The following is a 12669-nucleotide window of genomic DNA, read 5'->3' on the forward strand; positions in this document are numbered from 1 at the left end:
ACTGCGTCAGGTTCAGCGGGACATCATCGCCGAAGTCGCGTAGCACCTGCGCCGACTGGGCGTGGGCGGCCCCGCCCCGGACCTCACGGCGAGCCGCCTGGTGCAGGACGTGGAGGCGCGGCTGCATGGGGCACTGCTCGACCCGCCGCTGGGGCAATGGACGGGGCCGAGCCGCCGACCGCGCCCAGGCATACGAGGACACAGGGCTGCTCTTCGGGAGGGTGACGGTCGACGGCGACCGTGTCGCGCATTTCGTCTTGGACGGCGTACAGCCCGCGCGTACGAAGCAGCGCGAGAACAGCGGCTCGTCCCGCACGGGTCGCCGTGGCCGCAGGATGGATCCCCTGCCGGACGATCTCGGGCATGCGTCGCGTGTGAGAAACGCGAGTTTCGGGCACGTCAGCGTGGTGCGCTCATGCCATGTCGTCGAGGCAGGCGCTGACGCCTTCGAATTCTTGACAGTGCCCTCCCCGTGCTCGCTCACGGGAGCTCAGCCCCTCCAACGACGCGAAGTTCCAGGCTTCCGACATGTCACCGTCAGAGGTGGGGCCGTAGCGTGGAAGATGCTCCCACCGTTCGTCCCTCTGGCTGCGCAGCTCTGCCCATTGGAGCAGCGCACCGCTGTGGGCGCTCTGGCAAAGCCATGCTCACGGCAGCACCGCCTCGTTTTCGATGTGCGCGAGTATCCGCTCCAGCCAGGCCAGCAGGTCGCCCTCGACTTCGGTGCGGTTGGTCTCGTTGAACAGTTCGTGTCGCGCTTCGGGGTAGATGCGGTAGGTGATGTCGGTGAGGCCGGCCTGCCGGTAACGGTCGACGAGCAGGTCACTCAGCGCGAGCCCGGCGTTGAGCGGGTCCCGGTCGCCGACCAGGACGTGGACAGGCAGGTGTGCCGGGATGCCTCGGGGCTGCGCGAGTGCTGCCGAGGCGGCGCCGACCTGCCGCATTCCCTCGGCGTCGAGGCTGGAGCCGCAGAGCGGGTCCGCGAGGTAGGCGTCGACGGCTTCGGGGTCACGGCTGAGCCAGTCGAACGGCGTCCGAGCGGGCTCGAAGCCTTTGTTGAGGGCGACGAGCGGGTCCCCGGTGTCGGCCGCCTGGTTGGCGAGCATCGCGTCGACCGCGGTGGTGCCGGCCAGCGCCAGGGCGTCGATGAGGTGGGAGTGGTGCAGTGCGTACTGCTGCGCGGCGAAGGAGCCGAGGCTGTGACCGAGCAGCACCAGGGGCAGACCGGGGTGCCGCTCCCGGATGGTCCCGGAGAGTGTCACCAGATCGCCTACGAGGCTGTTCCAGCCGTCCTCGCCGAGATGGCCGGGTGCGGCATGCCTGCTGAGCCCGTGTCCCCGGTGGTCGTTGGCGTATACGGCGAAGCCCTGAGCCGTCAGCGCCTGGGCGAGCGCGGCGTAGCGGCCGGCGTGTTCGCCCATGCCGTGCGCGATCTGCACCACACCGCGCGGCGGGTCGGCGGGCTGCCACACGTGCACGTGGATGCGTACGCCGTCCTTGCCGCTGTCGAAAGTGAACATGATTCTCCTGGGAAAGGGTGAGTGGAGGGGCGTGGTCCGTGCCGGTGGGGCGGTCAGGCGCTTTCGCCCAGGTAGCCGGCCACGATCCGGGACCGGTCCGCTCTCAGTTCCCGGGCCGTGGCCTGCACGGTGAGTTCGCCGTGGGAGAGGACGCAGCCTCGGTCGGCGACTTCCAGGGCGAGGCCGACGTGCTGCTCGACGAGCAGGACCCCGCAGCCGGAATCGTCGGCGAAGCGCCGGACGACGGGCAGCAGTTCTTCGACGATCACCGGGGCGAGGCCGAGACTGAGTTCGTCGAGCAGCAGCAGCTTGGGACGACGGGCCAGGGCCCGTCCCAGAGCGAGCATCTGCTGTTCTCCGCCGGACAGGAGTCCGGCCTTGCGGTCCCGCAGGCGGGTCAGGACCGGGAAGTAGGCGTACGCCGCCTGCTCGTCGAGCCGTTCTCCCCGGTGTCCCAGCCGCAGGTGTTCCGCCACGGTCAGTCCGGAGAAGATGCCCCTGCCTTCCGGGACATGGGCGATGCCCCGTCGCGCGCGGGCCGCCGCCGGCACCTGGTCGAGAGGTGTTCCGGTGAAGGCGATGGTCCCGGCGGAGGGACGCAGCAGCCCGGAGACGGCCTTGAGCGTGGTGGTCTTGCCGGCGCCGTTGGCGCCCAGCAGGGCGACGACCTCGCCCGCGCCGACGGTGATGTCGAGGTTGCGGACGACGGGTGCTCCGTCGTAGCCGGCGGTGAGTCCGGCCACTTCCAGGACGGGTGTGCTCATGTTGTCTCCGGTGCGCTGCTGAGGACCCCGGGCCGGCCGGTGGTGAGGGAGGAAGGAGTGCCGCCGTCCGGTACGGGTGCGTCGGCGGGCTGGACGGCGGACGCGCCTAGATAGGCGGTGATGACGGCGGGGTCGTCGCGGACCTCGCTCGGGGGCCCCGCCGCGATCACCTTGCCGAACTCCAGGACGACCAGGTGGTCGCAGATGCCCATCACCAGGCCCATGTCGTGGTCGATGAGGAGCAGTGCCGTACCGGCGTCGGCGACGGCGCGCAGGCGGCGGCCGAGTTCGGTGCTCTCTGCGGTGTCCAGGCCGGCGGCGGGCTCGTCGAGGCAGATGATGCGGGGGCGGGCGGCCAGGGCCCGGGCCACGCCGACGAGTTTGCGCTGTCCCTGGGACAACTCGGCCGGGGATGCGTCGGCGAGATCCTGCAGGCCCAGAGTGGTGAGGGCATCGGCGACGGCGGAGGGCGGCGGTGTGCGGCGGCCGAAGGTCTCGCCGAACACCCTGACCCAGCTCGGGTGTTCCGCCGTCACGCGCAGGTTCTCCGTCACCGTGAGGTCCTCGAAGAGTTCGCTGCTCTGGAAGGTGCGGGCGAGACCTCGGCGGGCCCGGGCATGCGGGGGCATGCCGGTCAGGTCCTCGCCGTCCAGTTCCACCCGGCCCCGGGCGCCGACCAGTCCGCTGACCGCGTCCACGAAGGTGGTCTTGCCCGCGCCGTTCGGGCCGATCAGTCCCACCAGTTGGCCTTCGGCGACATCCAGGGTGACGTCGCTGAGTGCGTGGACGCCGCCGTAACTGACGCCCAGCGAACGGACTTTGAACATGCTCATCGTGCGACCTCCTCGCGGGCGGGCGTCGTTACGGCCCCGGCGGTGTCCGACGTGGCGTTTTCGGCGAGGGCCTGGGGGGCTTTCGCCGCGCGGGCGGCTCTCTTCGCCTTCTTACGGCGGTGGTTGGCGCCCGCGATGCCGTCCGGGTTCGCGATCAGCGTCACGATCAGGGAGATGCCGCCGAAGAGCAGGGCCCAGGTCCCCTTGATGCCGAACCACTTGTCCAGGGCGTGCGGGATGAGTGCCTCGGTGGACATCAGGCCGGCGATGACGGCTCCGGAGACCATCGTGATGCCGCCGATGTAGGCGAAGCCGATGAGGCCGAGTGCGGCCAGCGCGGTGAACCGGACCGCGCTGACGGAGCCGAAGTTGTAGCCGTACAGGGTCCCCGCGGCGCTGGCGATGAAAGAGCTGATGGCGAACGCCGCGATCTTCACTCCCCGCACGTTGACGCCTGCCGCCGCGGCCGCGCGCTCGTTGGAGCGGACGGCGAGCATGCGCCGCCCCAGCCCGGTGCGCCTGAGGTTGGCCACGTACAGCCCGAGGGCGGCGGCGACGGACAGGACGAGGAAGCCGAAGAGAGGGCTGGGTTCGTTGCCGTCCAGGCCGCGGAAGGCCGCCCCCGGACCGAGGTCCACCCCGAACAGACGGGGAGGGGGCACGGTCACTCCGGCGGTGCCGCCGAAGGAGGTGTTGGTGAACAGGGCCTGTTCCATCGCGAGCGCGGCGGCCAGCGTGACGACGGCCAGGCTCACGCCGCGGACCCGCAGGGCGGAGATGCCGGCCGCCACACCGAGCAGGGTGGCCAGCAGGGTCGCGCCGAGGGCGTTGAAGGGGAAGGGGATGTGCAGACCGGTCGCCAGGTGGGACAGGGCGAAACCGGCGGTGCCGGAGAGCGCGAGCTGCATCACGGAGATCTGTCCCACGTAGCCGGTGATGACGACGTACGAGAGGACGATGATCGCGCCGATCAACGAGTTCGTCAGCGCCTGGCGGAAGTCGAACGGCAGCACGACCAGGGCGAGGGCGGCGGCGGCCGTGGCCAGGACGGCCGGTCGCAGCAGTCGGTCCGGCAGCGGTACGGCGGGCAGCCGCTGCTCGACGAGTTCACCGCGGCGCGGCAGGCCCGCGCCCTTCACGTAGAGCGCGACGATCATCAGGATGAAGATCAGCAGCTGCTGGAGTCCGGGCATGGCGTTGCCGTTGTCGGTCGGGAACCAGCTCTGGGTGGACAGGTAGTAGACGACCGACTGCATGACGCCGATGAGGATGCCGGCGGAGCAGGCGATCCACAGTGAGGTGAATCCGGCGAAGAGAGCCGCCGCCAGGGCCGGGACCACCTGCAGCGGGAGCGTGACGGAGTCGACCTGGACGATGGGTGCGGCCAGGACCCCGAGCAGCCCCGCGATCAGCGCGGACAGCAGGGTGTTGGCGAGGGAGACGCTGTTGGGTGACAGACCGGCCAGCAGGGCCGCCTGTTCGTTCTCCGAGGCGGCGCGGGTGGCGAGCCCGAACCGGGTCCACCGGTACAGGGCCCCGAGGGCGAGCGCGACGCCGATCACCAGCCCGGTCAGGATGAAACGGTCGGCTGGCGTGGTGACGCCCAGGACGGTGACGGCGTTTGAGGGCAGGATGCTGGGGGCCTGCTGGGGCTGGGTTCCGAACACCAGCAGCACGGCGGCCTGAAGGGTGAGCAGAATGCCGAGTGACGCCGCGAGCTTGGCCAGTGGTGAGACCGCGCGCAGGGGCTTGAACACCGCGACCTCGGTGAGCACACCGACCGCGAGCGCCGCCATGAGCGCCCCCGCCAAGGCGGCGGCGGTCGGCAGGGAGAAGCCGAAGAAGCCGGTGCTCAGGGCCCAGAAGATGTAACCGGCGACCATCGCGACGGCGCCGGTCGACAGGTTGATGATGCCCGAACCCCGGTAGGTCGCCACGACGCCGAGTGCGATGCCGGCGATCAGTGCCCCCTGGCCCAGGCCGAGCACGGCGAAGAGCAGGATCTGTTCCATTTCTTACTCCTGGAGCGCCGTGTTCCTGAGGCCATAGGAAGGCCGTAGGGGAGCCGTCGGGACTCGGGAACACGGCACGGGAAGGTCTGTCGCGGGCCGGAGGCGACCCGGGCGGACGGTGGGACGGGGGTCACCGGGGCGGGCGGAGCCAGTCGGTCAGCGGCTGGAAGGCGCCCTTGCCCTTGTACTGGTAGAACCGCGCCTGGTCGTTGCAGACCGCGGGGGCGTCCGGGTACTTGGCGCACTTGACCTCGGCGGCACCCATGACGACCGGCCCGGTGAACTTCTTCAGCTGCGCGGAGACAGCAGCCGGGGTGATCTTGTCGGCTCCCACGGCGTTGAGGGCCTTGGCGTACGTCAGGATCGTGCTCCAGGCCACGGGTGCGAAGACCTGGGACGCGGTGGCCTTGTCCAGCCCCACCTGGCCGGATGCCGCAAGGAACGCCTTTGAGTCGGCGGCCGAGGTGTCGGTCGGCAGCGTCTGGGCGACGCCGTACGTCCATGTGGGCAGATCACCGCCCAGGCCCTTGGCCACGTCCGGTGACATGCACAGGGGCGTGGACACCACGGGCTTGTCGATGCCGAGTTGCTTGATCGCCTTGGCGACTCCGACGCACCCGGAGCCGATCGTGATGGGCACGATGACGTCGGCGGAGTTGGCGCCTGCCGCGGTGACCGGGCCGATCAGGTCCGTGGCCTGCGCGTCGAAGCCGACCGACTTGACGGTGAGGCCGGCGGCCTTGAGTCCCTTGACGGCTGCGCTTGAAGCGATCTTGTCGCCGGGGGTGTTCGTGTGGATGACGGCCGCCGTCTTCGCCTTGAGGACGTCACGCGCGTACGTTCCCCAGGTGCCGAAGATGTGCGGCAGGTCGCCGAAGGTGCTGTAGGTGTTCTTCGCCGTGGGCAGGGTCGGCCCCGTCGCCACGCCGACCAGAACCGGCTTCCTGCCCGCCACCACGGAGTTGAAGGAGGCATCGCCCAGGTACAGATTGCCGAGGCCGATGGCGGATACGGCCTTGTCGCCGAGCAGTTGCTGACCGCACTTCTGCCCCTCCTCCTCGGCGGAGACCACCGTGCAGACGTTCAGGGCGAGCGGGTGGCCACCGATTCCGCCGAGCTTCTCGTTGACGTACCGAACGGCTGCCTTGGCGCCCAGGGTCGCCTCCGGGCTGCCGCCGGGGCCGCCCTCGACGTTCACCCAGCCGAGCGTGACCGGGGAGAGGCCGGAGTCGGCCTTGCCCGCCTTGCCTCCCACGTAACTCTGATAGTCGGTCACCACGGCGGCCGACGGGCGGGTGTCCGCGGCGGCCGACGAGTCGGCTGCGCCGGCACCGGCCGAGGCAGAGCCCGGGCTCTGCGCGCCACTGCAGGCGGTGAGGCCCAGGACGGGCGCCATGAGGGAGGCGATCAGGCCCAGTCCTCGGACACGCGGATGGGTAGGCATACGAAACCTCCGTGAGCGGAGCGAAGGGAAGTCATGCCGAGGGCATGCGCAACAGGGGGTTGAACGGCCGGCCGGGGACCTGGAGCGCACGGGGTGACCAGCGCGAAGGGCGGCTCGGTGCACCCGGAAAGGCCTGTTCAGGCGGCCTTCCCGAGGTTTCGTAACTTTCTTACGAACCGGGAATCTAGGTGTAGGCTTACCCCCTGTCAACGCCTTGGTTCACTTTGATTTAACGATCAAGCAGCTCGATTTAACGCTCAAGCAGGGGAGGGTGAGGGTGTGACGACGCAGGCCGGAAGGCGCAGGCTGCCTCGGCGATCGATCGAGGAGACCCGGGCCCTCATGCTGGAAGCGGCGACCAAACTCGTCTGTGCGGGAACCGCCGACACCAGCGAGGCCGCGGTCTCCGCCGCCCTGGCCCACGTGAGGGTCAAGCAGGTGACGGAAGAGGCCACCCGCATCATCCGGGACCGGCTGGGCGACGAGTCGGCACCGGCGGTCACCACGGGATCGATCTACCAGATCTGGCCGGCTCAGGCCGACTTCCAGGCCGAGCTGTTGTTCCACCTCACCTCCCGGCAGGCGGAACTGGTACCGGGTCTGCCCGACAGCATCCGGCGCTTCGAGGAAGCCGTCGAAAAGGGCATCACCTGGCAGGAAGCCCTCAACGACGTACTGACCGACAACCACAGGAACCACCGGGTGGACCCGATCTACAGGGTGATGCTCGGTTTCTACGCCAGCGCCGCGAACCCCCGTGTGCGTGAGGCCCTCGGGCACTACGGCGAGTCGTTCACGAAGGTGGCCTGCGAGGCGTACCAGGCCCTGCTCGATACGTACGGGCTGCGCATGCGTGCGCCCTACGGGGTCGATCATCTCGCCACCAGCATCGCGTCCCTGCTGGACGGCTTCCACATGCGGTGGATCGCCGGCTACGGGGACCTGGCGGACCCGTACGGCGACGAGAACTGGTCCCTTGTCACAAGGGTTGCCGTCATGCTGTTCGACCAGTTCACCGAACCCGTACCCGCGGACGGCACTTCCTGAGGACCCATGGGCCGGCCGCCGGGCGGTTGGCGACGCCACCTGCGACGGCTGCGGATCGCCCGGCGGGCTGACCCTCCTGCACCGCGACCGCGACTTCGAGTGCATCGCCGCCGTCACCGGCCAGGAGCTCCAGTGGTACGGGCCCGAAGCCGGCAAATGAACCAGATGCAGGCGAGCCGCCTCGCCGGATGACTCTGCACTCGCGAAGCGCTCCCCGAGCCGGGCATGCGAGCCGGCCGAGCCGAGAGCGGAGCCCGTTCACTCTGGCGCTCGGCCCGCCGCGCTTCAGAGCCGTGCCACAGCGTGCCCGTAAGAGCGGACAACCACAGTCAACAGCGGTGCGAACCAGTTCTCGCAAGGCGGCCGATACGCCACATAAGCGCAGGCCAACGATCACATGGCCTTCCAAGCGCCGTCGCTTCCCAAGCTGAGAGCGCGAGTTCGATTCTCGTCACCCGCTCCATATTGAAACCCCAGGTCAGCGGCCTGGGGTTCATTTGCTGTCTAGACCATTTTCTCGGCATCATCAACACCGGCCACATGACCGGCCCCGCCCAAGCCGCGCCGTTCTCCCAGAACGCCACCCAGACCAGGAGCGGCGGGAGGTCGCGGAACTGGCGCGGCTGCACCAGTTGAACCTGGGAATGGAGAAGTAGGCCCACGGATCCGTTGTTTCACTCGGCACCCCCGTCGGCGGGGCCGCCCCCGGTGAGGCGCAGGGTCGCCTCCGCACCCCCGTCGGGATGGTTGCGGAAGGTCAGGCGGGCGCCGAGCAGCCGGGCCTGGCCGGAGGCAATGGTCAGGCCCAGGCCCGTTCCCGCGGACTCGGAGCCGGTGCGGAACCGCTGAGGGCCGGAGGCGGTGACGACGGCCAGCAGGTCGGGTGGGAAGCCTGGGCCGTGGTCGCGGACCCGGACGACCGGTCCGGCGCCGTCCCCGTCTGTCTCAGCGTCCGTCTCGACGTCCACCTCGACCGTTACCGGCGGCGCGCCGTGCCGCAGGGCGTTGTGGACCAGGTTGGTGAGGATCCGCTCCACGCGCCGCGGATCGGTCTCCGCGACCGCGTCCGCGACGATCCGCACCTCCACGCGGCCGTCCGCTGGGCTGTGCGGTGGGTTGTTCACGTGGCCTGTTTTCGGGCTGCCCACCCGGCCGTCCGCTGGGCCGTGCGGCGGGTCGTTCACGTGGCCTGTTTTCGGGCTGCCCACCCGGCCGTCCGCTGGGCCGTCCGGCGGGTCGTTCACGTGGTCCGCTCCCGGGCCGTCCGCCTGCCCCTCCCTCCTCCGGCTCACCACCCGTCCCTCCGCCCCGTCGAGCCCGGCGACCGCGCGCCGGGCCATCGCGCTGACCTGCCGGGGTTCGGTCTCCACCGCCACCGCGTGGGCGTCGAGGCGGGCGACCTCAAGGACGTCTTCGACCAGCCCGCGCAACTTGTGCACCCCGCCCGCGACCAGCTCGGACGCCGGGCCGGGCGGCAGCAGGCCGGTCGCGGTCACCATCGCCGCGACCGGAGTGCGCAGTTCGTGAGCGATGTCGGCCGTCACCCGCCGCTCGGCCTCCAGCCGGGCGGCGAGCGCGTCAGCCATGGCGTTCACGGAGGCGGCGATCCGGGCGATCTCGTCCCGCCCTTGCGGGCCGATACGGGCGTCCAGGTCGCCTTGAGCGATGCGTTCCGCCGTATGGGCGGCGGCGGTGGCCCGGCGGCCCATCCGCACGCCGAGGGCCAGACCGGCCAGGGACACGGCGACGGTGGCCGCCGCGCCTGCGGTGACCAGCGTCCGGTCCAGCGCGGCCAGCTCGTCGGCCTCACTGTCGTAAGGCTGCGACAGCGCGAGCACGGTCCGGTCGGAGATGCGGGTCGCCGCCCACAGCACCGGATCGGGTCCGTCCTGGAGATAGGTGACGCGGACGCCGCGGCGCACCGCCTTCGACACGGCCGCGGGCAGGTCCGGCGGGTCGAGCCGGGCCGCGGACTTGCGGCCGGCCGCCTGGTCGTAGACGGCGCTCATCAGCTGCCGGTCCAGGTAGGAGCGGGCCGTGGCCAGCTGGCTGGCGGCGGTGATGTGGTGGACGAGCAGGCCGACCGTGCCCGCGACGCACGTGGCCGCCGCGGCGACGGCCAGAGCCACCTTCGTGCCGATGTTCATGGGAGCCGTACCGAGTTCATGAGTGCTGTACCGATTCCCGGGCGCTACGGGCGCAGCTTGTAGCCGAAGCCTCGCACCGTCTCAATGCGTTCATGGCCGATCTTGCAGCGCAGTCGCCGGATGTGGACGTCCACCACCCGGGTATCGCCGGACCAGGCGTAGTCCCACACCTTCTCCAGCAGCAGGTCCCGGGTGAGCACCGTGCCGGGCGAGGCGGCGAACTCCTGCAGCAGCTTCAGCTCCGTCGTGGTGAGGGCGAGCGGCTTCCCCCCGCGGCGCACGTCCAGGGTCTCCAGGTCGAAGGCCAGGTCACCGAAGGCGAGCGGGGCGCTGCACGACCGCCGCTCGGCGGGCGCGGCGCGGCGCAGCAGGGCGCGGATGCGGGCGGCCAGCACCATGCCGTCGAAGGGCTTGGTGACGTAGTCGTCGGCGCCGGCCTCCAGGCCCATCACCACGTCCACCGGGTCGTTGCGGGCCGAGATCAGCAGCACCGGCACCCCCGACTCCTCGCGGATACGGCCGGCCAGGCTCACCCCGTTCAGGCCGGGCAGCATGATGTCCAGGACCGCCACGTCCGGTGCCTGCTCCCGGAACAGGGCGAGGCCGGTCGTCCCGTCCGCGGCGGTGCGCACCGCGTAGCCGCTGCTCACCAAGGTGAGACGAGTCGCTTCCCGGATCATCTCGTCGTCCTCGACCAGCAGGACCTCGTGCATGTGTGTCTCCTGAGACGTCGCGCTCCGGCCCCCAAGAGGACCACTCGTATGTGTCGGTGACCCGGCGGCCGTTCACAGTCGCGGGGCGGAAACGCCGTCATGCTCGTCATGCCTGCGGCACCTGCAGGCGCAGGTCACCGACGTCCGCCGCCCAGTCGGGTGCGGGCGGGCGGTCGGGAGTGAGTACGGCGTGGCTGTAGTAGGCGGCGTACTCGCGCCTGACGAAGCCGCTGAGGACGAGGTGGACCGGGAAGAAGGGGGAATCGCCGTGGGGGCAGCCGGACCTACAGGCGAAGTCGACCACCAGCCCGGTTCCGACCGCCCGGGGCGTGCCCCAGCCGCGCCACTTCAGGCCGTACAGGGTGGTGGTCGGGGTCAGATCAATGACGTCGGGGCGCTGCTGCGATCTTGAGCGCACGTCGTTGACGTAGACCGGCCCCGTCCAGGGGATCGCGGTCGGCGCCAGGCCCTCGACCCGCGTGCCGTCGGCCACCGTGCCGCACCCGGCCAGGCCTATGAGGCTCATGGCGAGCAGCACGCCCAGTGCCGGTCCGCCGTATCGCATGCCGCTCTCCTGCCCTCCGGTGCCAGCAGGAGGACCACCCTTACGGCTCCAGATGAACGAGACATGTCTTGACATAAAGGAGTCGGTAAATCATGGAAGCGCTCCCACATCTCTGTAACAGCCGTACGTCATTTCCGCCCGGCAGCTGTGATCCGGCCGCCGGGCCACTGTCATGCGCGGCTGGTCCTCTTTGGTCAGCCGGGGCGCACGGCCCCGGAAAGGGTCCGGAACCAGGATCCGAGACAAGCCCAAGGAGCCACCATGTCCTCATCCGAGATGTTGGAGACGCAGCTTGAGAAGCGGCGCGGCCTCGCACGGCGACGTGCCCGGATGGTCGCCGTTCCCGCCATGCTGCTCAGCCTCACCGTCGGCGGGCTCGGCCTGTCCACCATCGCGCACGCCGCCGATTCCCCCCAGTGCCCCCCCAACGCCGGGGCGTCCACCTGTGGGGCGAACAGCAAGGGCAAGGCGCCGGTCACGGGCGACGAACAGCACCCCCAAAAGCTGACTCCGGGAAAGATGCAGGACAAGACCCTGAAGGCCTGGCAGGGCATCGGGTGGCCGAACTGGCGCAACATCGGCGACCGTGACGACTCCTGGCAGATCAGCAGTTGGGTCGACCAGTTCGGCGCCCGGCACGGTGAGTGGGTCGAGACGGGCGGTCGATACTTTGACAACGGCGGCTCTCTCCGGGAGTTCATGAACGAGGGCCATGCGGGCGCGTCGTCGTCGAACTACCAGGGAACGTTCCAGGAGTACGTCGCGCACACCTTCGACCACAACCCCAACGGGGAGGGCGAGAGGACGGGCCAGGACCGGTTCGTGCGTGCGATCAACACCGGTGACACGTGGTTCACGCGGGACCACTACAAGACCTTCAGTTACCTCGGCAAGTTCTAGTAAGCCACGGGGACGGCAGGAACCCCGGGACCGGACTTCAGTTCAAGAGGTCGTTGCAACACTCCGATGCAGGGGAACGCGATGGACTTCGAGATCCAGAAGGACCGGAGACCGCAGGACCAAGGAAGCTCCTGAAGGAGCCGACCCGCTGACGGGCAACAAGGTGTTCAAGGTCCCGGCCGGCGAGGCCGAGTACACCCTGACCACGTCGGCCAGGCGAAGCGCCCGTGTCCAGGCCGCCTCCACCCGGGGTCGACGCGAGCTGGACGTTCCACTCGAAGGCGCCGTCCAGCGGGCTGCCGACCGAACTGCCGGTCTCCACGGTGCGCTTCGCGCCGAAGACGGGCCTGGACAGCCGGGTCGAGGCCGGCCGGACCGTCACCTACCCGGTCACCGTCGAGGGCGCGGCCAAGGGGCAGAACCTCAAGTCGCTGTCGGTGTACGTGTCGTACGACGACGGCAGGACCTGGAAGAAACCGAGGTCCGCAGCGGAAGGATCACCGTGAAGAACCCTGCGAAGGGCAACACGTCCACGATCTCGATCCACAACGCGTACTACGGCAAGTGAGGCCGTGGTTCGCCGGCGTGAATGAGAGGAACCCCAGCCGCCGTGCGGCTGGGGTTCCTCGGCGCGTCAGCGCTGCAGGGTGAGCACGCCCGGCCGGTACGGCAGTTTCGCGTAGTCGATGCCGTCCGAGGAGGGGTCCCTGCCCTGGTAGAGGAG

General features: G+C 69.9%; 10 protein-coding genes and 2 pseudogenes. 4 read left to right on the forward strand and 8 right to left on the reverse strand.

Translation table 11 applies throughout. The annotated features are described in order from the left end of the window. Positions 1–647 precede the first annotated feature (647 nt). From POF73_RS12020 to POF73_RS12040, 5 genes are all read right to left on the reverse strand, one after another. Complete coding sequence (locus POF73_RS12020) at positions 648–1520, reverse strand: alpha/beta fold hydrolase (protein WP_272114618.1); 873 nt, start codon at positions 1518–1520, stop codon at positions 648–650. 53 nt (positions 1521–1573) lie between these two features. After that, positions 1574–2284: an ABC transporter ATP-binding protein gene (locus tag POF73_RS12025; protein ID WP_272114619.1), complete on the reverse strand. Its 711-nt coding sequence runs from the start codon at positions 2282–2284 to the stop codon at positions 1574–1576. Continuing rightward, entirely contained in the window at positions 2281–3117 is an 837-nt protein-coding gene (locus POF73_RS12030) for an ABC transporter ATP-binding protein (protein ID WP_272114620.1), read from the reverse strand. The genes POF73_RS12025 and POF73_RS12030 overlap by 4 nt, the downstream gene beginning before the upstream one ends. Then, positions 3114–5129, reverse strand: a complete 2016-nt coding sequence (locus POF73_RS12035) for a branched-chain amino acid ABC transporter permease (protein WP_272114621.1) — start codon at positions 5127–5129, stop codon at positions 3114–3116. The genes POF73_RS12030 and POF73_RS12035 overlap by 4 nt, the downstream gene beginning before the upstream one ends. A gap of 130 nt (positions 5130–5259) precedes the next feature. Then, positions 5260–6573 (reverse strand): ABC transporter substrate-binding protein, encoded by a 1314-nt coding sequence (locus POF73_RS12040; protein ID WP_272114622.1) that lies wholly within the window; start codon positions 6571–6573, stop codon positions 5260–5262. Positions 6574–6915: 342 nt separating this feature from the next. On the opposite strand from POF73_RS12040, the gene POF73_RS12045 reads away from it, so the two are divergent. Both POF73_RS12045 and POF73_RS12050 read left to right on the forward strand, forming a co-directional pair. Next, entirely contained in the window at positions 6916–7620 is a 705-nt protein-coding gene (locus POF73_RS12045) for a hypothetical protein (protein ID WP_272114623.1), read from the forward strand. A 64-nt stretch (positions 7621–7684) separates the two neighbouring features. Further along, positions 7685–7780 (forward strand): annotated as a pseudogene (locus POF73_RS12050) (PIN domain nuclease); the annotation flags it as partial. Positions 7781–8294: 514 nt separating this feature from the next. On the opposite strand, the gene POF73_RS12055 reads toward POF73_RS12050, so the two are convergent. From POF73_RS12055 to POF73_RS12065, 3 genes are all read right to left on the reverse strand, one after another. After that, the gene (locus POF73_RS12055; protein WP_272114624.1) at positions 8295–9767 is read right to left on the reverse strand and encodes a sensor histidine kinase; all 1473 of its coding nucleotides are present in this window, start codon (positions 9765–9767) and stop codon (positions 8295–8297) included. Positions 9768–9811: 44 nt separating this feature from the next. After that, positions 9812–10480: a two-component system response regulator CseB gene (gene cseB, locus POF73_RS12060; protein WP_272114625.1), complete on the reverse strand. Its 669-nt coding sequence runs from the start codon at positions 10478–10480 to the stop codon at positions 9812–9814. A gap of 106 nt (positions 10481–10586) precedes the next feature. After that, complete coding sequence (locus POF73_RS12065; protein ID WP_272114626.1) at positions 10587–11045, reverse strand: hypothetical protein; 459 nt, start codon at positions 11043–11045, stop codon at positions 10587–10589. Between the two features lie 261 nt (positions 11046–11306). Here POF73_RS12065 and POF73_RS12070 point away from each other — a divergent pair, with 261 nt between their 5' ends. After that, positions 11307–11945 carry a hypothetical protein gene (locus POF73_RS12070; RefSeq protein WP_272114627.1) on the forward strand — a complete coding sequence of 213 codons (639 nt, stop codon included), beginning with the start codon at positions 11307–11309 and terminating at the stop codon, positions 11943–11945. Between the two features lie 142 nt (positions 11946–12087). After that, positions 12088–12513: pseudogene (locus tag POF73_RS12075) on the forward strand (peptidase S8); the annotation flags it as partial. Positions 12514–12669: the final 156 nt, after the last annotated feature.

The sequence above is a fragment of the Streptomyces sp. HD genome (genome assembly GCF_028369295.1).
Taxonomy (GTDB): Bacteria; Actinomycetota; Actinomycetes; order Streptomycetales; family Streptomycetaceae; genus Streptomyces.